Raw genomic sequence first — 24190 nt, 5'->3', positions numbered from 1 at the left:
TTTATGTTGACCTACTTGGTTCAGTTATTGAAAAACCGGTATTTAACCGAGCCTCTCATTGTCCGTTCTCTAGTTTTTCGCATTTATCGTGAAACGCTTTCGCGTTTTTCGTGCGCCGCTTCAGTCGGGTTTGATGTTTTCAAAAATCGACGCAAGTTCAATGATTCCCAGGGCAGTGGTCTTGGCCGCAGCGGTCAGATTTTCGTTGTCCAGCAGATTTGAAACCTTAATAATGTTGTCGAATCCGTCCTTTTTTTATCAGCTGAAACAGACCTCCGTATTTTTCGAGTAAAATGCTTCCCGTCACCACGAGCTGCAAGTTGAGCGACGAATGCGCTTGGATTGCAAAAAGCAGTGATTTGATCCGGCTGTAACTGGCTCTTGCAGTGATCACTACACAAATTTTCCGGCTCATATCAGATCGCTCATTTGAATGAAATCCCACTTTGAAAGACTATGTTTCAAATCGTACTGCCCAGCACATTTTTCTAGTCATGCGCAGGAATTCCGTGCAGCCCGCCGGTTTCTTTGTTTCCAGGTCACTGATTGTCAAAATATGATCCATATCCAAATCGCCATTGACGGCCAATGACTTGCCAAAAATGGTCTTCAAAGTGTCATATTTAGCGTTTTTGTTCTTATTGACCGGGTGAGCTTAATGCAATTTCAATTTGCCTTACGCCAGCCACCAACTGTGCAATCTGATCGATCGTAAGGGATGAAGTTGAATCCGGCCCAAACATTCGCTTGTCGAATGTTGCGTGGAATTGCAGGATCTCAGCGCCAAGGCTTGCGGCTGCCAGACAGGAAAAGATGTCTCCGGAATGATCCGAAAAGCCGACGGGTAGCCGGTAACGTTCTTTCAAAATACGGATTACGTTCAAACCCCATTCATCAGCAGCAGTTGGATAGGAGGAGTTGCATTGCAGGACGGAAAGAGCACATTTCTCTCGTAAAACGTTAACCGCTATGTCCAATTCGGTCAGCGAACTCATGCCCGATGAAAGGATGACTTGCCGGGCGCATTCCCTAATGCGCGAAAGCATTAACAGATTATCAACTTCACCTGATCCAACCTTGAAATGTTCGCAACCGATTTGACCTAACAATTCAACCGCAGCCATGGAAAACGGACTCGCTATAAAGTCAAGCTTCTTATCGTTGCAATGCCTTTTCAAACCAGCCCACTGGTCAGCTGAAAATTCCATACGCCGCCAATAATCCATTCGGGTGGCGTCTGCGTAAAAAAAGTTGGTTCGAAATGGCTCATGTGCACTGCTTTCGGCAGCAGCAATGTGAACCTGGAATTTGATCGCATCTATGCCCGTCTCCGCCAGCGCGTCGATAAATGCATGCGCCATTCCCAAACTTCCGTCATGAGCCTGCGCGATTTCTGCAATGATAAAGATCCTTTTGACCCCGACTTCATCAAGCGTTAGCCCGCTTTGATCCTGAGGATTTCCCAAAGGCACTCCAAAAGTGCCGCTTCTTGTTTTCATAGTAACCGTATGTGTAGTTATAACCAGGTGTTGTTTTCATGTCATTCAGGACGATATGCAGGCGAGGGAGCTGTTCCGCGTCGTGCAATTCCTGTATCAGTTCCAGCTGACTTTTGAAGGTGAAATGCTGCCTAATGACATAAAGTGAAAGATCTGCAAAGCGGCTTAGCAGCCTCGCGTCTGTGACGAGTCCGATAGGCGGCGCGTCGATAATAATGATGTCGTATTGCGTTTTAAGCGTATTTATCATTTCGTCCACTTTCCCAAGCGAGAGCATTTCAGCAGGATTCGGTGGAACTGTTCCTGCCGTGATGGCATCAAATCCTGGCATTTGCTGAACCGATTGGATAATCTCTTCTAAGACGGATGAGGAAGCAATGTGATCCGTGAAGCCATGCGTTTTGAGTCCAAGATTTTTCGCAATACGAGGCCTTCGGAGATCCAGCTCGATCAGCAAAACCTTCTTTCCGGTCAATGCGAAAGAATTGCACAGATTAACAGCAATGAATGATTTGCCTTCTCCGCCCATGCTGGACGTCAGCAAAATCACTTGAACAGGTTTTGATGCGGATAAAAACAAAACATTGGTGCGCAAGACCCGGAACTGCTCTGTAAGCTGGCTTTGCGTCTGGGTTGAAAGCAAAGTCACTTCTGAATCTTCGTTATGGCTGATTTCGCCCAGGATTGGCGTTTTTAGATTTGCCGTAACTTCTGATTTATCAGTAATCGTCGTATTCAAGATGTTTTTTAGGTGCAGTACTGCCAGCGGGAACGCAATGCCAACAAATCCCGAGATCATTAAAATAAGTTGCTGATTCGGCCTAATCGGCTCGGGCGCTGCTTTCGGCTTGTCGATAATACGGGCATTAGCCAGAGTTGAAGATTTGCTGACTGCCGTCTCCACGCGCTTTTTAAGCAGTAAAATGTAAAGATCCTGCTTGATCTGCTGCTGTCTTTTCAATTCAAGGAATCGGCGGGTAACTGCCGGCATTTGCCTGAGCTTATCCTGGGTGTCATTTTCGAAATTCTTCCAGCGCAGCAATTCCCGTTCGCAGATCTTTTCGTTGCGCAGATACATTGCCCAGCAAACTTTTCCTGACCTGATCTAACTGTGCATTCAAAAGCCGGAAATCGGGATGAGACTCTTGCGTGATCGCGAGCATTTTGCTCGCCCCTCAGTATGCAATGCGTTCTACTTTTCGACAAGCGAGGCGAACCCGGGATCCTGAGTAAAAAGCTGCGCTGGGACATGGTGAGCCGGATTCTTCGTTAGAAAATGCGCAAGGGAATCAGCAACATTTAGGTGCAGCGCATATTTGTTGAGTTACTTTGATTGTCTTCAAGGCCAGTCATCAGATGCCGGATATGTTCATCCAAATCAGCGACATTATTGGATTTCTGGAAGTCTTCGATCTGCTTTTCAATATTGGATAATTCGAAGAGAAACCAGATCTAAATTGTTACTTAGAAATTGCAGGGTGCTGTCGGCGGTCCTGTTCTTATCATTAATGCTTAAGTTTGAATCGTTGGATAGCAGCTTTTCCGAAAGGGCTTCGCCTCTTACCGGCAGCGCCTCGTTTATTGAAATGTTGACTGTGCTGACTAATTTGTTGGTGTAGGAGCCAATGTTCAGCGCCTTTTGATAGTGCGCAACAATCGGTTCTTGCGGAGATATTGTAATGGAATATTGGTCGTCGTTGGATGGTGATACGGCGGTTTTGGCGACGATGGCATTTCCTTCCGGCAAGGGAATATTGTATTCTCCGAAATTCGCTTCAAAATGCCGCAAACCGGATTGAAGCGTAAAATGACTTTTCTTTATGAAGCAATTTGTAGGTTACCTGCTTCTTGACAGCAGTCTTGCCGGGGCTTATTCTACGTAAGCTTAAATGGCGATTTCTCGTAGAAGCTCGCTCGTTTTGACATGGCCTTTGGAAGAATAACGGACATTAAGCTGCAGATCTGCAACTACGCCCTTTTCCATTAATGTTCTGTCTTTTCAGCACTTCTACTTCGTTGTCAACACTGCTTTTGACAGGCGACAATCCCATGCTTTCCAGAAAAGCAGTATCATCAAATTCTGAATTTTTTGAGTCGTCGCGAACGAGAATGGAGGCGGTGATCAGGAAATTGCGGCGTGGCATATCTCAGATAGATGAATCCGAGCGGCAAAGCATGTCACAATTGAAAGCGAAACCCAGTGACGATAGTGCCACAAATCCCAAAGCGGTGATCTTGCTGTGCGCAGGCCGCTTGTCTCAGCGCCGATGCTCGTCTGATGTTTACTAATGTATGTTCCTGCTTCAATGCGTTCTAATTTTCAGTTTAGACGCAGGCTCAGAATTTAGGTAACGCTGTTTTAGAAAAAATCTAGAAAAATATTTTAAATAAAAAAGCCCTGATGAGCTAACTGCTAGCATATCAGGGCTTTATATTAATAAAATAATTTTAATCGAAGTGCACTTTTACTTTTTTCAATGCAGAGCCGACCACCTGATGCATATCGTAATAACGATATTCTGCCAGGCGTCCGCCAAAAATGACACCTTTTTTCCTCAGCTGCCAAGTCTTTATATTGATTGAAAATAGCTGAATTTTTATCATCATTTACTGGGTAATATGGCTCGGAGCCTTTTCCCATTCCTGTGGAAATTCGTGCGTAATGACCGTTTTAGGCTGTGTTTCCGAATTCGAAATGTTTATGCTCGATAATCCGTGTGAAAGGCGTTTCACCATCCGTATAATTCACAACCGCATTTCCCTGGTAATTTTCCTGATCAAGCAGCTGGTTCTCAAAACGCAAGCTTCTGTATTCAAGCTGACCGAATTTGAAATCGAAATATTCGTCGATAGGACCTGTGTAAACGATCGTCTCAGCCAATTCTGATAAGGCCTCACGCTCTTTTGAAGAAATCGACTCTGGTTCTTACTTCAATGTCTTTCAGTAATCCTTCCGTAAGCTTATTGTAACCTCCAATTGGAATTCCCTGATAACGATCATTAAAATAATTGTTGTCAAAAGTAAAGCGGACAGGAAGGCGCTTGATGATAAAAGCAGGAAGTTCAGTCGCTTTTTCTTTTTCCCCATTGCTTTTCCGTGTAGGCTTTGATCAGCTTGTGATAAATGTCTGTTCCGACCAATGAAATCGCTTGTTCTTCCAGGTTTTGCGGATCTGTAATTCCAGCTTCCTCAACCTGCTCCTTGATTTTTGCTTTCGCTTTTTTCTTCCGGCGTTTTTACCTTCCAAAGTTGGTAAAAATGTATTCATGTTAAACGGAAGATTGTAAACTTCTCCGTTGAAGTTATCGCGGGCAACAGGCGAATTGGTATATCGGTTGAACTCAACGAATGAATTCACATAATCCCAAATGTCCCTGTCATTGGTGTGAAAGATGTGTGCACCATATTTGTGAACATTGATTCCTTACAACATTTTCACAAAGATATTTCCGCCGGTATGGTCTCTGCGGTCGATAACGAGGCATTTCTTTCCTCTCTTGGTTGCTTCGTTACGGGCGAGATCCGAGAACCCCACAGTCCGGCACCAACTATTAGATAATCGTATTCTTTCATTAATGCAGCTTAATTGACAGTTTGATTGGATTTTCTGGTTTTTTGAAAAGAGAAAGGCTCCCATCGGGAGCCTTTCTCTTTTCAATGTATTGTTATCTTCTAAGGAAGAAGTTTAAGTTCTACACGACGGTTTCTCAATAGACCTTCGCGTCTTGAACCGTCCGCTATTGGCTTGAATGAGCCGAAGTAGTCAACAATTACTTTGCTAGGATCTGTCAAACCAGCTTCGTTGATCAGGAAGTTTTTCACTGCATCTACGCGGCGACGTGAAAGTGCGATGTTGTAACGATCCGTTGCACGACGGTCTGTGTGACCTGCAAGTTGCAGACGGCATCCGTTCAAGTTCATCAATTTCGCTACATTTCTAAGCATTTCCTGCGCTTCTGGCTTGATCGTGTTTTTGTCTGTGTCGAACATTACGTTAGCAAAGATCTCGCTGCAAGCTGCACCATTTTTAAGTGCATTCTTAACGTAAGCGTCAAAGTCAAGTACGCGGCCACCACCGTCAACAATGCTTCCTGCTGGTGAATTTGGTTCTTTATCGAAGAAGTCAGAAACACCATCACCATCTGTATCAAGTAACAATCTTCGATCGATATCTTTTGGACGGTTAGCCTTAGCAACAGAATCCATTTCTTCAAGCGTAAGGATTTTTGGGTGGCTTGATCAACACTTTACGATTACTGTGTAACGCAGGTGATAATAACCGCCTTCGTATCTCTCGGTTTGTAATCCCATTTTGCCATGAACTTCGCAACTTTCAATGGTTTCTTGCCCGATTTGTATGTTACCTGAACTGATCCGTAACCGTAGCTGTCCAGTTCTGAATTTCCTTTGCGTGAAGTCTTTTGATCAGCAATGTTGAAGCTTCCAGGAGTTCTGTCGTCAGTCACCACCATAAGTAGCGTCGATGTAATCAGAGTTTGTATGGTTCAAACGGAAGTCAAGACCAATGTCAATTCTCTTTGTTACTTCGTAGTTAACATTAAGACCTGTTGGAATAATCCAGTCATTCATGTTACCAGTTTCGCGAAGTTTAACACCGCCTGTCAAATCGTATGCAGTAGCATCATAGAATACTTGACCTACACCTACATACGCATCAACTTTCCAGCGTTTCATCTTGTTTGGTCCCATCAAAAGACCTTTAAGATTCACCGTTCCTGCAAGCGATACATCGAAATAGTTTCCTTCAAAATAACGATTGTAATTACGGCGCTTCATACCTCTCAAATTACCAATAGAAGCATCAAGTCTCGCTCCGAACAGATATGAAAGTTGTTTGTTTAATGTCAAGCCTCCTTGAAGAGTACCGGATTCTTTGTGGCTGTCAGAAGTTGTTTTCGTAACAGGCCAGAAATCATATTCTCTCAAATCGCCAAAAAACATAGATGGGCCAATGTGTGCAGAAATTGACCATGTGTTCAATTTGTAGGGGCCATCATAGGTTGCTTTGGGATTGTAATCCGGAGAATTCGGCTGCTCTAGTGGTTGTGCCAATGAAGGCAGCGCCATCATTGCCGCCAGGGCAAACGAACAAATCAACTGGGATACTTTTTTCATACTATTCAAGTTAGCGTTATTAAGATTAACTAGGATTGATCTATAGTCAATTACTGAGTAAAATTGTATTTTATTCATGGCCAAACGTACTTTAACCAAATGCCTAGTGCGCACAAAAATAGGTTAACAATATCATTTAATCAACCGAAGTAGATACAATTGAAAAACTTTCCTTCTTTTTAAATCAAATTTTACCCGAAAGAAACGTCCTTTTATGAACTTTCAAAGTCGTTGAATTAATTTTTTTTCCATTTCCTTTTTCCATGGAACAAATTCTCCGGCCATTATCTTCTCCCTTGCTGTATTCACCAACCACAGGTAAAAAGTCAGATTGTGTACACTAGCAATTTGCGCGCCAAGCATTTCATCAGACTTGATCAAATGCCGAAGATAAGCCTTACTATAGAAAGTACTGGCATATCCGCCCAAATTTGCGTCTATCGGTGACAAGTCATCCTTCCACTTCTCGTTGCGAATATTGATTACACCCTCTGTGGTAAAAATCATGCCATTGCGCGCATTGCGGGTAGGCATCACGCAATCGAACATATCCACACCCAAAGCGATACATTCAAGGATATTTGCGGGCGTTCCAACCCCCATCAGATATCTCGGTTTGTCCCTTGGCAAAATATCGCAGACCACTTCCGTCAACTCGTACATGATCTCCGCAGGCTCACCTACCGACAAGCCGCCAATCGCATTTCCTTCCCGGCCAAATGAGGCGATCGTTTCAGCAGATTGTATCCTAAGATCTTTATAAACACTTCCTTGCACAATCGGGAAAAGCGTCTGGCTGTGTCCATATAGTTCTGAGGTGCTGTCAAAACGGTTGCAGCAGCGTGCCAGCCAGCGGTGCGTCATCTCCATTGACTTGCGTGCGTAGGTGAAATCGCACGGGTAGGGCGTGCATTCATCGAAGGCCATAATGATGTCTGCGCCTATAATGCGCTGAATATCCATCACATTTTCTGGGGTAAATGTGTGTACGCCACCGTCAATGTGTGACTTAAATACCACACCTTCTTCATTGATCTTCCGCCCCGTTCCGGCTAGCGAATAAACCTGATATCCGCCGCTATCCGTCAATATGGGCTTGTCCCAACCATTGAATCCGTGCAGTCCGCCTGCCTTTTGCAAAATGTCCAGACCCGGGCGAAGGTAAAGGTGATACGTGTTCCCTAGAATGATCTGCGCCTTGATATCCTCTTTCAGCTCGCGCTGATGCACAGCCTTAACCGTTCCGGCAGTGCCGACCGGCATAAATATAGGTGTCTGAATTGTTCCGTGACTTGTTTCGATAAACCCGGCTCTTGCTTTGGATGCCGGATCCTCTACTTGTAATGTAAACTTCATTAAAAGGTTTTAAATTGTGGTGTGCAAAAATAGGGTTAAGGTCTCTAACATTGCTGACAATGACCTTATATTTGCATTAAGATGATAAAATTTTTACAACTCTCTTCCATTGTGGCCGATTCTTTACTCTTTGCGCTCGCGGCGTTTGTGTTCGTTCAATTATGCTACTATTTCTTCTTTTTCGCGAGACTTGCATTTTATGGAAAAGGCACCAATTACGATAACGAGTTACCAGGAGTTACAGTGCTTGTTTGTGCATGGAATGAAAGAGAAAACCTCACAGAACTGATCCCATTACTTGATGCGCAGGAATATCCCGAATTTGAAGTAATTCTTTTGGACGATCGGTCTGATGACGGGAGTGAGGAATTTATCCGGCAGCATATTTTCGACTGGAAACACATCCGCTACATTCGTATTAATGATCAATTTGACCATGTTACCCCAAAGAAATACGCGTTAACAGTTGGTATGAAGCAGGCGAAATATCCTATCGCACTTATGACCGATGCGGATTGTCGGCCGGTTTCAAATCATTGGATAACCGCCATGACATCGCGTGTAAGTGAAGAAAAGGACATTGTGCTTGGTTTTTCACCTTATATAAAGGCGCCTGGATTACTCAATTGGTTTATTCGCTGTGAGACGTTTTATACAGCAGTCCAATATCTTTCATTTGCGCTCGCCGGGCTTACATATATGGGTGTAGGTAGGAATATTTTGTACAAGACATCGGTTTTTTTTGCCAACAAAGGTTTTTACAAACACAAGCACATTTTCGGAGGCGATGACGACATTTTCCTAAACGAAGTGTCCTCACGCTCCAACACAGCCATATCTATAGAAGAAGAATCTTTTGTCTATTCTGTTCCGAAAACGACCTGGAAAGCCTGGTACAGGCAAAAGCAGCGGCACATGTCTGTGAGCAGGTTTTATAAAATGAGAAACAAGGTCCTGCTTGGATTGCTTTCAGGAGCGCATATCGCGGTCTGGATGTCCGGAATCGCCATTCTGTTATTTGGCGCGCTGACCAGGGACATTTTCCTGTTGCAGGGTTTGGCTATTTTGTTCGTTTCAAGATGGCTTATTCAATGGTTTCTGCTCATTGTGATCAATCTGAAGCTGGATAAAACCGTAGAATGGTTCACTTTTTTATTCATGGATTTCGCAACTCTTTATATATTATCTGGTATTTGGATTTATAGCATTTACCAAAAGAAAACCCCGTAAATCGTGGAATTAATCAATAAATACTTCCCGGACCTCACCGCTGAGCAGCGTGACAAGTTCGGGCAAATGGAGGAACTGTATCAGTTTTGGAATGCAAAGGTGAATGTCATTTCGAGGCAGGACATTGATACATTATATGAACGTCATGTGCTGCATTCGCTGGGCATTGCCAAAGTGCTTGAATTCAAATCAGGAACCGGGATATTGGATGTCGGAACAGGTGGAGGTTTCCCCGGAATCCCACTTGCGATTATGTTTCCAAAAGCACAGTTTCACCTGGTCGACAGCATTGGAAAAAAGATAACGCGCTGGTCCAGGAAATTGCCACGGCATTGAAGCTGGATAATGTAAAGGCTGAGCAAGTCAGAGCCGAAAAGTTGGACGACTCATACGAATTTGTCTGTGAGCCGGGCCGTAACCCGCATTACTCCGTTCGTAGGCTGGGTTAGAAACAATGTGAGCAAGAATTCATTTCATTCGCTTAGGAACGGGATTTTATACTTAAAAGGAGGCGACCTAACGGAGGAACTTTCAGAGCTCAAACAAAAGTCGCGGGTTTATGACCTTTCGGCTTATTTTGAAGAAAAATTTTTCGAGACCAAAAAAGTCGTTTACGTACCATTATAGTCAATTAAATTAACCTAAATAACATGAACGAACGATATAGCGCCAGCGGCCTGATGAATCCATTTTTCCCTGACGAAGTTACATTTGGCGAAAAGGGCGTGACGTTTAAAGTAAGGAAGCTTTTCAAGAGCAACGACAATTTTGTTTTTTACTCCGACATTTCCGGTGTCGAGATCGAGAGTGGGATGTTTTTTTCCACGATAAGGGTGATTCCACGGATGCGTCCGGAGATTATTATCAATAATTTTACAAAAGGAGATGCCAAGAGAGTCAAGGAGTTAATCCTCCAACAGGTGCAGAGCTGACATTTTTTTTAAAATTATGCTTGCGCTATATAGCGGTAATTCTTAGATTTGCACCAGAATTCAGATAGTTAATCGGATTTGAAATTCCTGAATAGCTCAGCCGGTTAGAGCATCTGACTGTTAATCAGAGGGTCGTTGGTTCGAGCCCAACTTCGGGAGCCCTGTTTAAAAGCCCTTAGCAAGCAATTGTTAAGGGCTTTTTGTTTGGTTTCAAGTCAACTTGCAATAGTTATTTTATTCCGCACCGGAATGCAGTCGCTATTCCTTCTTTGCTGTTATCAGCCTCAACTTTCAATCACAACCGCTCGGTGGGCCAGGCCCCAGTAATGTAATGCTTCGAGGACATTTTCGAGGGATCGGCCGTGATCTGTGATTGTGTATTCGACGGTTGGTGGAAAAGTGTCGTAGACGCTCCGGGTTATTAATTTATTACTTTCCAGGTTTTTTAGCTCTTTCGATAATGTCTTATCCGTTATGCCAGGCACTTCCTTAGAAAGCTGCTTGAAACGCTTGCTTCCGCCCGACAGCGAGAACAGGATCAGCAGCTTCCATCGCCCTTCAAGAGCTTCCAGTGCATCTTTTATAGAAAGTGCCGTCTTTGGGCAACCGCCTTTACTCAACATATCGTATTTGTTTACTTCCAGTTACTTCCTAAATGGATAGCACTATCCAATCAGGAAGCGCTATCGCATGGATAGTAAAGGTAAGTAGTTTCGGCAATGGATTTAAACAGAAACGAAATGGAAAAGAATCAGGTCAAATTGAAGGTTGCGAACACATTGCTATGGTCATTGCAGGTTCTGCTGGCCGTGACATTTTTATGGGCAGGCTACGTCAAACTTTTTACACCGGCTGATGAGCTCGGGAAGATGTGGCCCTGGACGGCTGAACATCCGCTGCTTGTCAAGATTGCAGGTTTGGTCGATATTCTTGCGGGAGTTGGGCTAACGCTTCCGCGGTTGTTGCGCGTCAGGCCCGTTCTAACGCTTTATCCCAGTTACGGCATTATTTTGCTCATGATTTCCGCAGTCATTTTTCACGTTTCAAGGGGCGAGGTTTCGCAGTTGGGGATCAATTTTGCCGTCGCATTCCTTGCCTTAATGATCATATTTCTTTGGAATTATCTTCGGAAGAGCCGCTAGCATTGCCTGTGCTTCTTTTCGCATTGCGCTTAAAGCATGTTCACCGTGTCAAAGTGATATTTTATCAGGATAATTTTTTGCTATTTGTAGACTTAATGTGATCAATTTATAGAAATACCTGCGTAACTTCCCTTTGGCTGACATCTGCGGATGATCAGGTAAGCGCTACACTGTTAGCATAAGTTAAACGCACTCAAATGGAAAATAGCCTGAATATAATCCACCTCGAAAATTCACAGCTTGGGGCTGACGTGGTAAAAGAGGCTTTATTAAAAGGAAAAGTGGTTGCTGAAATAAAAGTGGCCGGCACCCGGGAAGAATTCATAGCTGCCTTAACCAACTTCTCCCCCGATGTTATTCTTTCCGAATGTGGTTTGCCCGACATCAAATGCGATGAGGCACTGCAAATATTGAATCAAAATGGGCTGGACATTCCATTTATTATTGTCTCAAATGCCATTTCCGACGATTCTGCGGGGGATCTTTTAAAAATGGGCGCCGACGATTACATCATTAAAGATCAGTCTGGCCGCCTGCCTTTCGCTATTTTTAAAAGCCTGGAAAAATATCAGTTCAAAAGAGAACAGCAAAAATTGCTGCAGTTGCTAACCGACAGCGAAAAGCGTTTCCGGGCATTGATTGAAAACAGCACCGATGCCGTAATCATATTTGATGCAGAAGCGCGGCCATTCTATGTGTCGCCAGCCGTTACAACTGTTTTGGGTTACACGCCCGAGGAAGTCGTGGGCATGGACATTATCTCCAAAACGCACCCGGAAGATGTCGAAGGCATTTTGAAGGTGATGGAAAAAGTATTTGCCAATCCCGGTGTAACCATGCCCGGTCACACCGGCCGAATGCGGCATAAAAACGGTCAATGGCGATGGATTGAAGCTACAATTACGAATCTTATTCATGATCCGGTAATCAATGGGGTCGTTGATAATTTTCGGGATATCACCGACAAACGGGCCAACGAGGAAAAGATACTTCATAAAGAAAAGCGTCTGAGCCAGGCGCAGGCCATTGCGCACCTTGGAAACTGGGAAACAGATTTGATCGCCAACACCAGCGTATGGTCAGAGGAAGCTTGCCGTATTTATGGCTTGTCTGAGGACGAAAATATCCAATCCCGGTCAGCGTGGATATCATTTGTGCACCCCGAGGATGTAGAATATGTTATTCAATGCAACCAGCGCGTGTTTGATTTCATGCAGCCTGTCAATTATCAACACCGCATAATTAGGAAGGACGGGCAGATCAGATATCTGCATGTGCAGACTCACATTGAGCTCGATAACAACGGTAAGCCAATAAGTTTGTATGGCGTTTTGCAGGATGTAACCGAAAGAGAAAAGTCCCGGCAAGCGCTGCAACGTTCAGAGTCCAATCTGAATGCAATCATCAACAACACCGACGCGCTGATTTATTCGCTTGACCGTGATTACAAATATATCGCCTGCAATCAGGCGCATAGCAGCGCAATGAAGGAAAAATACGGCATAGATGTGCAGCCGGGATACAGCATCAGTGAGTCTATTGGCAAGATTAATCAGAAAGACATTCCGGAGTGGGAGCACATTAACGCCGATGCATTTAATGGTCAGATATTGAAATACGAAAAAAAGCTGATCATCAACGACAATGTCAGTCATTTCAAATTTTCGATTCACCCCATCAAAGAGAACAATCAGATCACGGGCCTTTCCTGTTTCGCCAACGACATTAGCAGAGAAAGGCAGGCTGACGAGAAAGTGCTCAAAGCGCTTGAAGAAAAAAATGTGATCCTCGAAAGCATTGGCGATGCTTTTTTCGCGGTCGATAACAATTGGATCGTCACCTATTGGAACAAAAAAGCCGAGAGCGTGCTCATGTGCCCGAAGGAAAATATCATTGGTAAAAGCGTGTGGGATGTGTTCCCGGATGCCATTGATACGCTTTTTTACAGTTTTTATCACAAAGCGGTCGAGCAGCAAACGATCCAGCATTTCGAATCTTTTTATGAACGTGATTCCATCTGGTTCGAGGTGTCAGCGTATCCGTCGACCGGCGGGCTTTCGATCTATTTCCGCGACATTACCGAGCGAAGAAGCTCCGAAGCGCAGCTAAAAGCCCTTAATGAGGACCTTCGTAATTTTACCAGCGAGTTAATTGAATCCAAGAAAGGACTTGAACAGTTTTCCTACATTGTCTCCCACAATCTGCGTGCGCCGGTGGCGAATATCATCGGATTAGGAGAGTTATTAAGCCAAAATATTTATCCCGCAGAAGTCAGAGAAGAGTTTTTTGAGGGCATTTTGACCAATGTCAAAAGACTCGATAATGTTATTTTAGACCTCAATTCAATCTTACAGGTCAAGCGAAATGTAAGTGAGAAGCGTGCGTTTGTTGACATGCGGCAAATGATAGAGGACATTAAGCTGGATCTGGAAACAACTCTGGCAAAAGAACAGGTGAACATTGAAACCGATTTCAGCGCTGTGCCTCAGCTTTTTACCTTAAAAAGTTACCTGCACAGCATTTTATACAATCTCATCGTCAACAGCGTGAAATATCGGCAGCCGGATGTAACGACGACCATTCACGTCAAAACGATTTTGAACGAAGGTTTTGTTACTATTTCGGTCCTTGATAATGGTTTGGGCATTGATCTGGAAAAGAAAGGAAAGCAGTTATTCGGCCTTTACAAGCGTTTTCACGAGCATGTTGAAGGCAAGGGGATAGGGATTATTTATGGTAAAAACGCAGGTTGAAATGCTGGGAGGGAATATTTATGTAGATAGTGCGGTTAATAAGGGCACCGAGTTTCGAATCGAATTCCGTCTCAACGACAACATAACACAGTTTGAATGAAAACACCTTCTGACTTCATTGTCATTGACGACGACCCGGTAAACAACATGATTTGCAAATATATTATCGCTGGTTTTGCGCCAGCAGCGAGCATTCATCTGTTTGTTGAGCCGGAAAAAGCGCTTGCATTTATTCAGGAAGAATACGGAAATAATGCCTTGAATCGTGAAACGTCACTATTTTTGGATATCAATATGCCCACGATGAATGGCTGGGAATTTTTGGACCAATATCGCTTATTTGAAGACAGCGTGCTTGCGCAGATTAATGTGTTTATCCTTTCGTCTTCCATTGATCCGGAAGATATGGAACATGCCAACAGCAATCCGATTGTGCTCGGTTATTATCCAAAACCGCTGAGCAAGATCACATTGCAGACGCTTTTTCAGCAAAAATGATTTTGACCGCGAAACTTACATTAGAAGAAGTTCAGGCCAAAACTGCACATTCGAATATTCGTGACCGTTCTTCGTTTGCATTTGACCAGATTGTTTGTAATATTATTAATAGATGCCTGCTCTTTTAAAATTTCTTGAAATGAGAGCTTTAATTGGCTGTACGCTGTTGTTGATCACGATTATAGCGCCAGCCTCCGGACAAGTTGAAACGATACGGAAATTGCAGCAAACACTTCCTCAGATCAAGGATAGTGCGCAATATGTTAATGTTGTCAATAAAATCGCCTTGCTTTTCTACGAGCAAAATGCAGACAGCACATTCTATTATTCGCTGAAAGCACGCGAAATCTCCAACCGACTTGATTACCAGCGGGGCAATGCCGACGCCACCAATAATATGGGAATTGTTTTTGACATTAAAGGCAACACCCAGCTCGCGCTTCGCTATTATAATGATGCTTACAATCAGTATGTTGCGATCAAGGATTCGTCGAATGTTGTGCAAACGCTCATGAACATTGCGATGGTTTATAATGCCACGGGTAAAGATGAAAAAGCGATCGATAATTTTAAAAAAGCACTTGATCTTGGCAACCGCATTGCACACGACTCCATTACGGCGATAGCAATCTACAATTATGTGTTGCTCTATCCTGCTGATTTTAAGCGAGAAGACCGAAATGCGCAAATCGAACGCGCCGGAGCAATTGCTAAGAAATACAATGATGTCCGGATGCAGCTTGCCATTGAACAGCTGAGCGCAGAAAGCCATATGGTTGATGGCGAGAGTGCAAAAGGCATTTCATTAATGAAGCAGACGCTTGCTAAGGGCTTGAAAATGGAGCTTTACTTTTTCAGTATGGATCTGCTGATCAATTTGGGCAATAACCACCTTGAAACTGATCCGGAGGCAGCGGTTCAATATTACCAGCAAGCCTTGGACCTTGCAGAACGCAAGGGTTACCGTGTGTATGCGAGAGTAATAGCACAGAAACTCAATGATTTTTATGCCAAAAAGGGTGATCGTGCGCAAGCTTATTTTTATGGACAAAAACTGATCAAGCTTTTTGAAAAGCAGGAGGAAATTGACCGTGGTTCGAGCATCGATTACATTCAATATGCTGTGAAGGACCAGGAGTTGAAGTCGGAGCAGTTGAAGTCACATTATAACAAGCAATTTCTTTGGCTGGCGATTGCCATTTGTGTGCTTACGATTCTCAGTATCGCATTTTTGTGGCGTGCGGCCAGGTTAACCCGAAAAACCAATCGCATGCTCCGTATGCAATTCAGGCATTTGGAAACGACGATGGAAGCTTTGGAATCCAGCAACGAAAATTATGCAAAAATGATCAAAATCATCGCGCACGACTTGCGGAATCCCATTGGCGCGATTAATGCAATGAGTTCGATGCTGATTGATGAAGACATGACGCCCGAGGAGTCAGCAGAATTCTTAAAATTGATCTACGATTCAAGCAAAAACTGCATGACCATGATCGGCGATTTGCTGGTTACTGATTTTAACCTGAAAGAAACCGAATTACACAAGGAAGAAATCGAGCTTCCGGATTTTCTTCAGCAAGTTGTGAAACTGCTCATGTTCAGGGCAAAAGAAAAAAACCAGGACATTGTGCTTCAAAAATCAGTGAATGCAACCATTCTGGTCGATCGCGACAAGCTTTCACGGGTGATGAGTAATCTGCTGATCAATGCAATCAAATTCAGCAAAACCGGCGGATTGATACAAGTTGATGCAAGCCAAACGAAAGAAGGCATTTTGATCGCAGTCAAGGACAATGGACTTGGGATTCCAAAGGCTTTTGAAGCAAAGATTTTTGATCCGTTCACTGCTTCAAAAAGGGTTGGAACGGCCGGTGAGCAGCCTTTTGGGCTTGGACTTTACATTAGCAAACAGATCATTGAAGCCCATCATGGCCAGATCTGGTTTGAAAGCGAACCGGGCGTGGCCACTACATTCTACATTCTTTTGCCCAACGTCGCCATCGTTAAAAATAATGGCGACGTCGACAAGCTCAGCTCTTTGCAATAAGCGGAATTGCTGCCAATCAACTTACCGCAGTTTCAGCACTTTAATCACTTCCAGTTTCTTACGACGCGATATCTCCACTTCCGCACCGTCCGAGACCACAATGTAAGCATGATCATGGCTCATTTGTGAAATGTGCGTAGGGTTTACCAAATGTGACTTGTGTGTGCGTATGAACCCAAATTCTTCCAGCATTTCATCAAAATATTTGAGCGTTTTGCTGGTAACGATCGGCTTTCTGTTCGTGGTGTGAATAAATGTATAGTTGCCGTCACCCTGCAAACGTATGATCTGGTTCAATGTCAGAAACAGCACGCCATCCTTCGACGGCACCGCCAGCCTGAAATCCTTAATCTCGCTCTTGCTGATGTTTTGAACGAGATTGTCATACAAGATCAGGTTACTTTTAACATCCCGGTGCTGGATTTTCAGATATCGGTCAACCGCCGCCCTGAGTTCGTCAGGATCAACGGGTTTGAGCAAATAATCCAGTGCGCTGAACCGGATCGCCTGCACCGCATATTGATTGTAAGCCGTCGTAAATATGACCTCAAATGACGGGTTTATCAACGCCCTGAGAAAGTCAAAACCATTCCGCTTGGGCATTTCCACATCCAGAAAAACAATGCCTGGATTGTAGTTTCGCAATGTTTCAAGCGCCTGTTCAACAGATTCAGCCTGGCGGATTTCGATTATTTCATGAACAAAACTTTCAAGATAATATTTGAGCACCGTCCGTGCCTTCGGCTCGTCGTCGATAATAAGGGCTTTTATCATGTTTAATGTTACACATTGTTGAGGTACGTTGATAATTCAATTTCGATGAGTGTGCCGCTGGCAGTTCCGTCCGGCTTGTAAAGGTCTGTAATGGTGAGCTCCGCGTGGTTTCCCTGGCGTTTAAGCAAGTCAATCCGGTCTTTGGTAATCCTTAATCCCTGCGATTCGTGTTGTTTGTATTTCAAGCTTCCGGCTTTTATTTCAGAAGACTTTTTACGGCCAATGCCATTGTCCTGAATGCGGCAAATGAATATTTCTTCGTCAATGAGGCGGAATTCAATCACCAGTTTCCGGTCGTGATCTTTGTGCAGCAGTCCGTGCCAAAGTGCATTTTCAACATAAGGTTGCAGCAGCATTGATGGCAAAGCAACCTGATCGTCTTCCAGCTGCGGATCCATGATGATATCGTACTCGAAACTATTTTCAAAACGCATCAATTCCAGTTCGAGATACAGTTCCAGCACCTGCCGCTCCTGAAAAACAGTAATCAGATTTTTTCCGGAATTATGCAGGACCGTCCTAAAAAGCTTAGAGAATTTGTTCAAATACTTGCTCGCTTCGACATATTTTTCAGTCACGATACATTCCTGGATGCTATTGAGGCAATTGAAAATAAAATGCGGGTTCATTTGTGCCCTTAATGCCATTAATTGGCTCTCTGCAAGCATTTTACTGATTTTAAGCAGCATCAATTCTTTTTGCTCGCTCTGCGCTTTCGCAATCGCTTCCGAGATCTTGTTTGCACTGATCGCCGCCACGGTTGATAATGCAAATGAATGCAGATCGTTAAAGTAATTCTTGCTGCTATGCCCTGAATAAATCACCCCTAGCACCTTATTTTCATGCATTAAAGGAACCGCGAATTCTGATTTAAAGGCCGGATTTATTGTGCTTAAAACATTTTTCGAAGTGTCAGAAATAAACATTGGCTCGCCCGATGCAATCACCGTTCCGATCAGTCCGTTCCCGATTTCCATTTCCTGCGGCTCCATATGGCCCGTTCTCGCCGAGTCATATGCTGCTTTTTTTACCAATTTATTTTTTTCTTCGTCAAACAGATACACCGCGCAATCTTCAAAATGGAGCTGTGAAATGCAGTTTCTGGCCAGATCCCAGCAGATTTCATTAATTGAATTTTGCCCAAAAACCGATTTTGAAAAATAGTCAATCGTTCTATGCAACCGCCGTTGTTCCTTTCGCTGCAAATAAGATCTGTAAAGCAGCACGGCAATCACGGAGCCGATGATGACGCAAATAACGATAAACCACCACGTTTGCCACCAATGTGGCTTAACCACGATCTGCAAATGCCGCGTCTTTGTCATCCACTTGCCGAATTCGTCGGTGCTCCGGACTTTGAACAAATATTTTCCAGGCAAAAGATTCGTGTAAGAAGCTGTGATTGAACGGCCAGCATTAACCCAGTTTTTGTCAATGCCTTCCAGCTGATAACTATATTGCAAAGCAGGAATGTCGCGGTGGCTCAGCGATGCGAATTGTAATGTGATAAAATCTTCATCCGGACCCAGCTCAATGACATTGTTATTCGCCAGGCTTAGTTTCTCCTCACCAAAAACCTTCAAAGACGTTACAAACGGTGGCTTTTTAACGGGCGTCCCGGCGAAACTGAACGGGTCAATAACCAGGATATGGTCCAGCATTACTGCATAAATCTTCCCATTCGCGTAAGTCAGGTTGTTATAGTAATCCTGTAAAGTTTTGCCCAGATCAATTTCCACTTTCGTGACCGCACGCGTATCCGGGTTGAAAAACATCAATCCTTCCCTGCTCGATCCCCAGACCGCCCCGCGTGAGTCAATGGCAATGGCTGATAAATAATCGTAAAACAAGCCATTCCGCGTGTCAATGCTGTCCAGCGGCACGCCATCCTTATTGATTTTAAGCAGCCCTTTTCCGCTAACGGCCGCCCATATATCCCCTTTTTTGTCTTCAACCATTTTCAAAACCACCACATCCGCAAGTTTCCTTCCCGGCACTGTCGAAAAGCGTTCAGTCTTGTAATCAAAGCGCAGCAAGCCACTTCCCGGCAATGAAAACAGCATATCCTTATTGCTCAATTGCAGTAGAGACATGCTGTTTTTGAAGTTGAAAAGTCCGGTTGCAGCGTCCTTGCCATCAAAACGGGAAGTCGTCTTACTAACCGGGTCGTAACGATAAAAGGCGTCTTCCAGGATCTGAAACCATACATTGCCCTTGTGATCCGTAAATACGAAATTCGCATAGCGGCTCGGCATGTCTTGCTTAATTTGCTCAAACCTGATCAGCTTTTCGCCGCCATTTGGCAAATAATACACGCCATCATTGCCTACAAACCACCATGCATCTTTTGCCTTCGTGGCCATCACAAAGCGGTTCCTTCGCAAATTGTCGTTTGTTACAATATAGCGCTTGTAAGTCCGGTTGTCTGTGTTGTAAGCCACCACGCCGTCCTCTTTGCAGGCCATGATCAGATTTTTGTCAACCGTAATGGAGTTGGCGTGGGCAAAGCCCGTTTCGAGGAAAAATTTGAAATTGGGCAATTGGTAAATCGCTTGCAGCGGATATTGCGCCTGACTTTTGCTGACGCCATTGATCGTCCCCAGCCACACATTCCCTTCTTTGTCTGTTATCGCATCTCTAAAATGTCCATATCCAATGCAGTAGGACAGATTTTGGTCGTATTCAATCTTCTTAATCGGCTTATCCGGCTCTTTGATGAAAGCGGCAAACAGCCATGTAGAAATCCAAAGCCTGTCTTTGTGATCAATAAATAAGTGATTAATGCCGTCGCTTATTTGCTTTCCGTCAAGCTCGGAAAAGCTTTCAACAGCTCCGGTTTTGGCGTTCCAGAAGTTGAGCGAAGGGTTCGCATCGCATCCATACCAAACATCGCCGTGATGATCAACGGCGATCGCATTTACATAACTGACATTCAAGACAGGGCTTTTGAACGGATTGTTGTCTTTGTCATAAAGCGCTTTCTTTTGAATATCAATGAAATAAGGCTTGCTTCCACCGATCCAGAAGCCGTTTCGCGTGGTGTCCCAAACCATGGCGGTCAAGCCAAAATCAGGGCCGCCGAATTTGCCCGCAGCGGGTATAACCGCAGATAATGGCAGCAGTTTTCCTTATCGAAAATGAAAATCTTTGTGTTTGTCCCAATCCAGATGCGGTCGAGATTGTCAGATTTTATGGTGACGACCGTTTCCTTGTCCAATGCTGCAAAACGGCTATCCTTGGTAAATGTGCCTGTTCTGACATCGAATGCAAGAATCCCTTCGAACAATCCGATCAGCAAAGTGTCGCCTTTTCCGAGCGGATGAATGGCGTTGATCAGCAAATTCTTCTGCTTTGTGCCATGCTTATATTGTTTCACAACCGCGCCGTCATAGCGGTTCAATCCGTTGTTCGTTCCGATCCATAAAAAGCCCGATTCATCTTTGTAAAGACACCGAACCTGTTTTGCACTAAGGCCGTCCTGCCATTTGATATTCTGAAAAATTGTTTGCCCAAAAATCGCCTGAGGAATTAACCAAAAAATAAGCAAAAAGGTAATTCTCGTCAGCATGTTCATAATGTGTTTTTTTTTCTTGAATCTGATAAAAAATTATTTCAGCCGGCTCATTTGCGAGCGTGCGTAATGGCGTCTAAACCGTTAAATAACCAGAACCAACCGTTCCCTCTTTGGTTTTGCCTTTTAGGGCCATCTAGACAAACTTTATTACTGAAAGAAAGGCATTTAGCCATGAGAAATCCAAATCAACGTTTGTTATGATCAACATCAGCGCCCTTGCAAGACGCATTAAGAAAGCAGGGAAATCCAGGGAGTCACACCCGAAAGAGGCAGGTTATCGTATAGATCCGGATCACTTCATTGAGGTCGACTGCCATATTTCAAAAGATATCAACCACGTTTTTTACGCCGGCCGCATTATTTCCAATGACCCGGACCATTTTCAGCTGATAGCAAAAATCGATTCCCTCACTTACTATAAAGACCGGGAAAGCATATTTGTAAATGGAACCCGGTTTGACGGTCCGGATGTGACTTCATTTGAACCCCTTCCTCATGGTTATTCAAGAGATTGCATCCATGCTTATCTGATCAGCCACACGTCTTTCAAGATCATTAAGGGAGCGAATCCGGACAGTTTTCAGGTCCTTAATCAATATTACAGTCTGGATGAAAAGCATGTATATTGGCGCGGCTCAAAACTTACGGACTGCGAGCCGTCCACTTATGAGGTGCTGAATGCCAAACATTTCCCTGGAAAAAGGGCGCTTAATTGGTGAGAACAAGATTATTAAAACAAAAAACATAACATTATTCAAAAGGCGCAGCAAAGCGCCTTTTTCTTTAAGTAATATTTTGACTTTACTGCCTTGTATATGAATAAGATCAGAACTAAACTCTTAACAAATGTTGGCTTGCTCGCATGCAAAGAACGCCGGACCGCGTTGCCGGATTTCTGTGCTTAATGCTCTTTCTATTTTTGCCCCAATTTTCCTATGCGCAGGAAATTGATTTGCTCTTAAAAGGCGGTCACGTCATTGATCCAAAAAACAACATTGATGCCATTATGGACGTCGCCATAGCAGGCGGCAAAATCACCCGCGTTGCAGCCAATATTCCCGCTGCACAAGCCAAAAAAGTGGTTGAGGTCAAAGGATTTTACGTAACACCCGGGCTGATTGACATGCACGCTCACGTTTTCCACGGCACCGTCCCCGACGCTTACATTGCCAATGCTTCCACAAGTCTTCCGCCTGATGGATTCACTTTTCGCTCCGGCATTATCGACCGTTGTTGACGCAGGTTCGTCAGGCTGGCGCAACTTCCGGACTTTCAAAGCACAAACCATTGATCAAGCTCAAACGCGTGTGCTCGCCTTTCTGAACATTGTCGGCACGGGGATGGCGAGCCGTTATGAAGAGCAGGATTTGACGGACATGAACCCGGTTATGGCCGCCAATATCGTCAAAAAGCTTTTCCAAAGATCCTTGTCGGCATAAAATCAGCACATTACTGGGGCGACGTACGGCGCAGGTTAAAAATGCCGTTGAAGCCGGGAAACTGGCAGAAGTGCCGGTTATGGTGGATTTCGGCGAGCACCAGCCGCCGTTGTCCATTGAAAAGCTGTTCAAAGAATATCTGCGTCCCGGTGACATTTCTCACTACAGATTATTCCCACGGCCTGCAAACCGAGAAACCGTGGTGGATGAAAATAATAAAGTGAAGCCATTTGTGCTTGAAGCGCAGAAAAACGGGCTCATTTTCGATGTCGGCCACGGCGGCGGCGCATTTGCTTGGTGATAGGTGATTCCCGCCATGCAGCAAGGTTTTAAACCCAATGTGATCAGCACAGACCTGCACACCGACAGCATGAATGGCGGAATGAAGGGCCTGGACAATGTTATTTCCAAATTCCTGAACATGGGCATGTCACTTCCTGACGCCATTTTACTAGGCAACCTGGATCCTGCCCAAACCATCAAGCGGCCTGATCTGGGCACTTTGTCGGTCGGCTCCGAGGCGGATGTGGCCGTATTTAATCTGAGAAAAGGAGATTTCGGTTTTTTGGATGCACGGAAATTAACATTGAAAGGCGATAAAAAGCTGGAAGCAGAACTCACCATTCGCGCAGGAAAAATTGTGTGGGACCTGAACGGCATCAGCGCCGCGGCCTGGGAAACGGAAATGTCAGCCAAATAAGCTTACCGATATGAACAGAACCGGCATTGGCCGATTCATTCAGACGAAGTTCGCAAGCATCATTCTGCTGACGGCAATGTGTTTTAGTAATGCTTTTGCTCAAAAATATGACTTGCTCATCAGGGGCGGACATGTGATTGACGCAGCCAACGGCATTGACAAGGTGATGGACATTGCCATTAGCAAAGGCAACATTGCAAAGATAGATGCCAACATTAGCGAGCCTGCCGAACACGTTCAAGCCAAAGGATTGTATGTAACGCCCGGTTTTATTGATATGCACATGTATGTTTTGAGGGCCCAACGGTGATGATTTCGGCAAACGGCGTTAACAGCGTTTCGCCCTATGATTTCACATTTCGGTCAGGCGTTACGACGGTTGTCGATGCGGGCACTTCGGGCTGGCGCAGCTTTCCTTTGTTCAAACCGCAGGTCAGCAGATCAATCCGAAACAAGAATTCTGGCTTTTTCTTAACATTGCAGGTGACGGAATGACGGGTGAAGCGCACGAGCAGAATCTCGCCGATATGCAGTCCGATTCGCTGCTTCCCATCATTAATAAATATTCGGACATCATTGTCGGGATAAAAATCGGGCACTATAACGGCAGCGACTGGACGCCTTTTGACAACGCAGTAAAAGCGGCCAGAACGATTGAAAAGCCATTATTTGTAGAATGTCATTTGCCGCAATACAGTTTGCAGGATCAATTGGCAAGATTAAATGACGGCGATATGATCACCCACACATTTGAAAATATCAAAGAACGGATGCCGATCATTGATGACGACGGCAAAGTGCGACCATTTGTTTTGGAAGCAAAAAAGCGCGGTGTTTTGTTTGATCTGGGGCATGGCGGGGCAGGTTTTTGGTTTGATCAGGCGGCGCCGGCCATTAAGCAGGGGTTTGCTCCCAATTCGTTTGGCACTGATCTGCACCGGTTCAGCATGAATTCCGCCATGAAGGATATGGCCAATGTAATGTCCAAAGCGGCGCACGAAAAACGCGAAAGCGTTTCACGATAAATGCGAAAACTAGAGAACGGACAATGAGAGGCTCGGTTAAACACCCGAGTTTTCATGGCACAACCGAACGAGTAGATGCAC

The 24190-nt window shown here is 44.4% G+C and carries 31 protein-coding genes, 1 tRNA gene and 2 pseudogenes; 17 read left to right on the top strand and 17 right to left on the bottom strand.

The window, feature by feature from the left end:
• Positions 1-222 (top strand): hypothetical protein (locus tag AC0IYG_RS27955; RefSeq protein ID WP_471714380.1); only part of this gene is annotated, 222 nt, incomplete at its 5' end.
• Between the two features lie 4 nt (positions 223-226).
• Here AC0IYG_RS27955 and AC0IYG_RS27950 read toward each other — a convergent pair.
• The 13 genes and pseudogenes from AC0IYG_RS27950 to tgt all read right to left on the bottom strand — a co-directional run bounded on the left by AC0IYG_RS27950 (position 227) and on the right by tgt (position 7992).
• Positions 227-415, bottom strand: a complete 189-nt coding sequence (locus tag AC0IYG_RS27950; protein WP_471714379.1) for a hypothetical protein — start codon at positions 413-415, stop codon at positions 227-229.
• Positions 416-454: 39 nt separating this feature from the next.
• The gene (locus AC0IYG_RS27945; protein ID WP_471714378.1) at positions 455-613 is read right to left on the bottom strand and encodes a hypothetical protein; all 159 of its coding nucleotides are present in this window, start codon (positions 611-613) and stop codon (positions 455-457) included.
• Between the two features lie 25 nt (positions 614-638).
• Positions 639-1499, bottom strand: coding sequence for an N-acetylneuraminate synthase family protein (locus AC0IYG_RS27940; protein WP_471714377.1), 861 nt, complete (start codon positions 1497-1499; stop codon positions 639-641).
• Positions 1429-2577 (bottom strand): polysaccharide biosynthesis tyrosine autokinase, encoded by a 1149-nt coding sequence (locus AC0IYG_RS27935; RefSeq protein WP_471714376.1) that lies wholly within the window; start codon positions 2575-2577, stop codon positions 1429-1431. The genes AC0IYG_RS27940 and AC0IYG_RS27935 overlap by 71 nt, the downstream gene beginning before the upstream one ends.
• A gap of 342 nt (positions 2578-2919) precedes the next feature.
• Positions 2920-3288, bottom strand: a complete 369-nt coding sequence (locus AC0IYG_RS27930) for a hypothetical protein (protein WP_471714375.1) — start codon at positions 3286-3288, stop codon at positions 2920-2922.
• A 160-nt stretch (positions 3289-3448) separates the two neighbouring features.
• Positions 3449-3643 carry a hypothetical protein gene (locus AC0IYG_RS27925; RefSeq protein WP_471714374.1) on the bottom strand — a complete coding sequence of 65 codons (195 nt, stop codon included), beginning with the start codon at positions 3641-3643 and terminating at the stop codon, positions 3449-3451.
• Between the two features lie 290 nt (positions 3644-3933).
• Positions 3934-4380 (bottom strand): annotated as a pseudogene (locus tag AC0IYG_RS27920) (UDP-galactopyranose mutase).
• A 13-nt stretch (positions 4381-4393) separates the two neighbouring features.
• A complete protein-coding gene (locus tag AC0IYG_RS27915) occupies positions 4394-4546 on the bottom strand; it encodes a UDP-galactopyranose mutase (RefSeq protein ID WP_471714381.1) in 153 nt (50 codons plus the stop codon).
• Between the two features lie 63 nt (positions 4547-4609).
• Positions 4610-4858 (bottom strand): hypothetical protein, encoded by a 249-nt coding sequence (locus AC0IYG_RS27910; protein ID WP_471714373.1) that lies wholly within the window; start codon positions 4856-4858, stop codon positions 4610-4612.
• Positions 4859-5172: 314 nt separating this feature from the next.
• A complete protein-coding gene (locus AC0IYG_RS27905; protein WP_471714372.1) occupies positions 5173-5706 on the bottom strand; it encodes an OmpA family protein in 534 nt (177 codons plus the stop codon).
• Between the two features lie 47 nt (positions 5707-5753).
• Positions 5754-5972 carry a hypothetical protein gene (locus AC0IYG_RS27900; protein WP_471714371.1) on the bottom strand — a complete coding sequence of 73 codons (219 nt, stop codon included), beginning with the start codon at positions 5970-5972 and terminating at the stop codon, positions 5754-5756.
• Positions 5959-6636: a hypothetical protein gene (locus AC0IYG_RS27895; protein WP_471714370.1), complete on the bottom strand. Its 678-nt coding sequence runs from the start codon at positions 6634-6636 to the stop codon at positions 5959-5961. Before AC0IYG_RS27895 ends, AC0IYG_RS27900 begins: the two co-directional genes overlap by 14 nt.
• Before the next feature lie 222 nt (positions 6637-6858).
• A complete protein-coding gene (gene tgt, locus AC0IYG_RS27890; protein WP_471714369.1) occupies positions 6859-7992 on the bottom strand; it encodes a tRNA guanosine(34) transglycosylase Tgt in 1134 nt (377 codons plus the stop codon).
• A gap of 81 nt (positions 7993-8073) precedes the next feature.
• On the opposite strand from tgt, the gene AC0IYG_RS27885 reads away from it, so the two are divergent.
• The 4 genes and pseudogenes from AC0IYG_RS27885 to AC0IYG_RS27870 all read left to right on the top strand — a co-directional run bounded on the left by AC0IYG_RS27885 (position 8074) and on the right by AC0IYG_RS27870 (position 10313).
• Positions 8074-9222, top strand: a complete 1149-nt coding sequence (locus AC0IYG_RS27885) for a glycosyltransferase (protein ID WP_471714368.1) — start codon at positions 8074-8076, stop codon at positions 9220-9222.
• 3 nt (positions 9223-9225) lie between these two features.
• A pseudogene (gene rsmG / locus AC0IYG_RS27880) lies at positions 9226-9849 on the top strand (16S rRNA (guanine(527)-N(7))-methyltransferase RsmG).
• A 23-nt stretch (positions 9850-9872) separates the two neighbouring features.
• Positions 9873-10154, top strand: a complete 282-nt coding sequence (locus AC0IYG_RS27875; protein WP_471714367.1) for a hypothetical protein — start codon at positions 9873-9875, stop codon at positions 10152-10154.
• 85 nt (positions 10155-10239) lie between these two features.
• Positions 10240-10313, top strand: a tRNA-Asn gene (locus AC0IYG_RS27870).
• A 125-nt stretch (positions 10314-10438) separates the two neighbouring features.
• Here AC0IYG_RS27870 and AC0IYG_RS27865 read toward each other — a convergent pair.
• Positions 10439-10777, bottom strand: coding sequence for a winged helix-turn-helix transcriptional regulator (locus AC0IYG_RS27865; protein ID WP_471714366.1), 339 nt, complete (start codon positions 10775-10777; stop codon positions 10439-10441).
• A 117-nt stretch (positions 10778-10894) separates the two neighbouring features.
• Here AC0IYG_RS27865 and AC0IYG_RS27860 point away from each other — a divergent pair, with 117 nt between their 5' ends.
• The 4 genes from AC0IYG_RS27860 (at position 10895) to AC0IYG_RS27845 (ending at position 16597) form a co-directional block, all read left to right on the top strand.
• On the top strand, positions 10895-11296 hold the full coding sequence (locus tag AC0IYG_RS27860; protein ID WP_471714365.1) for a DoxX family protein: 402 nt from the start codon (positions 10895-10897) through the stop codon (positions 11294-11296).
• 197 nt (positions 11297-11493) lie between these two features.
• Entirely contained in the window at positions 11494-14049 is a 2556-nt protein-coding gene (locus AC0IYG_RS27855) for a PAS domain S-box protein (protein ID WP_471714364.1), read from the top strand.
• Between the two features lie 96 nt (positions 14050-14145).
• On the top strand, positions 14146-14547 hold the full coding sequence (locus tag AC0IYG_RS27850) for a response regulator (protein ID WP_471714363.1): 402 nt from the start codon (positions 14146-14148) through the stop codon (positions 14545-14547).
• Positions 14548-14686: 139 nt separating this feature from the next.
• Entirely contained in the window at positions 14687-16597 is a 1911-nt protein-coding gene (locus AC0IYG_RS27845; protein ID WP_471714362.1) for an ATP-binding protein, read from the top strand.
• A gap of 21 nt (positions 16598-16618) precedes the next feature.
• On the opposite strand, the gene AC0IYG_RS27840 is transcribed toward AC0IYG_RS27845, so the two are convergent.
• From AC0IYG_RS27840 to AC0IYG_RS27830, 3 genes are read right to left on the bottom strand one after another with little or no spacing between them, the layout of a single operon-like run.
• Positions 16619-17371, bottom strand: a complete 753-nt coding sequence (locus tag AC0IYG_RS27840) for a LytR/AlgR family response regulator transcription factor (RefSeq protein WP_471714361.1) — start codon at positions 17369-17371, stop codon at positions 16619-16621.
• Positions 17372-17379: 8 nt separating this feature from the next.
• A complete protein-coding gene (locus tag AC0IYG_RS27835; protein ID WP_471714360.1) occupies positions 17380-20424 on the bottom strand; it encodes a histidine kinase in 3045 nt (1014 codons plus the stop codon).
• Positions 20425-20429: 5 nt separating this feature from the next.
• A complete protein-coding gene (locus AC0IYG_RS27830) occupies positions 20430-20939 on the bottom strand; it encodes a two-component regulator propeller domain-containing protein (protein ID WP_471714359.1) in 510 nt (169 codons plus the stop codon).
• 203 nt (positions 20940-21142) lie between these two features.
• On the opposite strand from AC0IYG_RS27830, the gene AC0IYG_RS27825 reads away from it, so the two are divergent.
• The 8 genes from AC0IYG_RS27825 to AC0IYG_RS27790 all read left to right on the top strand — a co-directional run bounded on the left by AC0IYG_RS27825 (position 21143) and on the right by AC0IYG_RS27790 (position 24109).
• Positions 21143-21664 carry a DKNYY domain-containing protein gene (locus AC0IYG_RS27825; protein ID WP_471714358.1) on the top strand — a complete coding sequence of 174 codons (522 nt, stop codon included), beginning with the start codon at positions 21143-21145 and terminating at the stop codon, positions 21662-21664.
• A gap of 143 nt (positions 21665-21807) precedes the next feature.
• Positions 21808-22182 (top strand): hypothetical protein, encoded by a 375-nt coding sequence (locus tag AC0IYG_RS27820; RefSeq protein ID WP_471714357.1) that lies wholly within the window; start codon positions 21808-21810, stop codon positions 22180-22182.
• Entirely contained in the window at positions 22142-22384 is a 243-nt protein-coding gene (locus AC0IYG_RS27815; protein WP_471714356.1) for a hypothetical protein, read from the top strand. Before AC0IYG_RS27820 ends, AC0IYG_RS27815 begins: the two co-directional genes overlap by 41 nt.
• A gap of 79 nt (positions 22385-22463) precedes the next feature.
• On the top strand, positions 22464-22685 hold the full coding sequence (locus AC0IYG_RS27810) for a hypothetical protein (RefSeq protein WP_471714355.1): 222 nt from the start codon (positions 22464-22466) through the stop codon (positions 22683-22685).
• 15 nt (positions 22686-22700) lie between these two features.
• Positions 22701-23084: a hypothetical protein gene (locus AC0IYG_RS27805; RefSeq protein ID WP_471714354.1), complete on the top strand. Its 384-nt coding sequence runs from the start codon at positions 22701-22703 to the stop codon at positions 23082-23084.
• A gap of 10 nt (positions 23085-23094) precedes the next feature.
• The gene (locus tag AC0IYG_RS27800) at positions 23095-23394 is read left to right on the top strand and encodes a hypothetical protein (protein WP_471714353.1); all 300 of its coding nucleotides are present in this window, start codon (positions 23095-23097) and stop codon (positions 23392-23394) included.
• Positions 23394-23579: a hypothetical protein gene (locus tag AC0IYG_RS27795; RefSeq protein WP_471714352.1), complete on the top strand. Its 186-nt coding sequence runs from the start codon at positions 23394-23396 to the stop codon at positions 23577-23579. Before AC0IYG_RS27800 ends, AC0IYG_RS27795 begins: the two co-directional genes overlap by 1 nt.
• A complete protein-coding gene (locus AC0IYG_RS27790) occupies positions 23576-24109 on the top strand; it encodes a hypothetical protein (protein ID WP_471714351.1) in 534 nt (177 codons plus the stop codon). Before AC0IYG_RS27795 ends, AC0IYG_RS27790 begins: the two co-directional genes overlap by 4 nt.
• Positions 24110-24190: the final 81 nt, after the last annotated feature.

It is taken from the genome of Dyadobacter sp. AC419 (assembly GCF_979253085.1).
Note: the sequence above shows the minus strand (reverse complement) of the source record. Positions and strands in the feature narration are given on the sequence as shown.

Bases quoted from the DNA above. Each gene is read 5' to 3' on its own strand.
- AC0IYG_RS27950 (WP_471714379.1), bottom strand. From the start codon at position 415: ATGAGCCGGAAAATTTGTGTAGTGATCACTGCAAGAGCCAGTTACAGC.
- AC0IYG_RS27940 (WP_471714377.1), bottom strand. From the start codon at position 1,499: ATGAAAACAAGAAGCGGCACTTTTGGAGTGCCTTTGGGAAATCCTCAG.
- AC0IYG_RS27935 (WP_471714376.1), bottom strand. From the start codon at position 2,577: ATGTATCTGCGCAACGAAAAGATCTGCGAACGGGAATTGCTGCGCTGG.
- AC0IYG_RS27925 (WP_471714374.1), bottom strand. From the start codon at position 3,643: ATGCCACGCCGCAATTTCCTGATCACCGCCTCCATTCTCGTTCGCGAC.
- AC0IYG_RS27905 (WP_471714372.1), bottom strand. From the start codon at position 5,706: ATGGATTCTGTTGCTAAGGCTAACCGTCCAAAAGATATCGATCGAAGA.
- AC0IYG_RS27900 (WP_471714371.1), bottom strand. From the start codon at position 5,972: ATGGTGGTGACTGACGACAGAACTCCTGGAAGCTTCAACATTGCTGAT.
- AC0IYG_RS27895 (WP_471714370.1), bottom strand. From the start codon at position 6,636: ATGAAAAAAGTATCCCAGTTGATTTGTTCGTTTGCCCTGGCGGCAATG.
- tgt (WP_471714369.1), bottom strand. From the start codon at position 7,992: ATGAAGTTTACATTACAAGTAGAGGATCCGGCATCCAAAGCAAGAGCC.
- AC0IYG_RS27885 (WP_471714368.1), top strand. From the start codon at position 8,074: ATGATAAAATTTTTACAACTCTCTTCCATTGTGGCCGATTCTTTACTC.
- AC0IYG_RS27875 (WP_471714367.1), top strand. From the start codon at position 9,873: ATGAACGAACGATATAGCGCCAGCGGCCTGATGAATCCATTTTTCCCT.
- AC0IYG_RS27865 (WP_471714366.1), bottom strand. From the start codon at position 10,777: ATGTTGAGTAAAGGCGGTTGCCCAAAGACGGCACTTTCTATAAAAGAT.
- AC0IYG_RS27860 (WP_471714365.1), top strand. From the start codon at position 10,895: ATGGAAAAGAATCAGGTCAAATTGAAGGTTGCGAACACATTGCTATGG.
- AC0IYG_RS27855 (WP_471714364.1), top strand. From the start codon at position 11,494: ATGGAAAATAGCCTGAATATAATCCACCTCGAAAATTCACAGCTTGGG.
- AC0IYG_RS27850 (WP_471714363.1), top strand. From the start codon at position 14,146: ATGAAAACACCTTCTGACTTCATTGTCATTGACGACGACCCGGTAAAC.
- AC0IYG_RS27845 (WP_471714362.1), top strand. From the start codon at position 14,687: ATGAGAGCTTTAATTGGCTGTACGCTGTTGTTGATCACGATTATAGCG.
- AC0IYG_RS27840 (WP_471714361.1), bottom strand. From the start codon at position 17,371: ATGATAAAAGCCCTTATTATCGACGACGAGCCGAAGGCACGGACGGTG.
- AC0IYG_RS27835 (WP_471714360.1), bottom strand. From the start codon at position 20,424: ATGGTTTGGGACACCACGCGAAACGGCTTCTGGATCGGTGGAAGCAAG.
- AC0IYG_RS27830 (WP_471714359.1), bottom strand. From the start codon at position 20,939: ATGCTGACGAGAATTACCTTTTTGCTTATTTTTTGGTTAATTCCTCAG.
- AC0IYG_RS27825 (WP_471714358.1), top strand. From the start codon at position 21,143: ATGATCAACATCAGCGCCCTTGCAAGACGCATTAAGAAAGCAGGGAAA.
- AC0IYG_RS27820 (WP_471714357.1), top strand. From the start codon at position 21,808: ATGCAAAGAACGCCGGACCGCGTTGCCGGATTTCTGTGCTTAATGCTC.
- AC0IYG_RS27815 (WP_471714356.1), top strand. From the start codon at position 22,142: ATGGATTCACTTTTCGCTCCGGCATTATCGACCGTTGTTGACGCAGGT.
- AC0IYG_RS27810 (WP_471714355.1), top strand. From the start codon at position 22,464: ATGGTGGATTTCGGCGAGCACCAGCCGCCGTTGTCCATTGAAAAGCTG.
- AC0IYG_RS27805 (WP_471714354.1), top strand. From the start codon at position 22,701: ATGCAGCAAGGTTTTAAACCCAATGTGATCAGCACAGACCTGCACACC.
- AC0IYG_RS27800 (WP_471714353.1), top strand. From the start codon at position 23,095: ATGAACAGAACCGGCATTGGCCGATTCATTCAGACGAAGTTCGCAAGC.
- AC0IYG_RS27795 (WP_471714352.1), top strand. From the start codon at position 23,394: ATGATTTCGGCAAACGGCGTTAACAGCGTTTCGCCCTATGATTTCACA.
- AC0IYG_RS27790 (WP_471714351.1), top strand. From the start codon at position 23,576: ATGACGGGTGAAGCGCACGAGCAGAATCTCGCCGATATGCAGTCCGAT.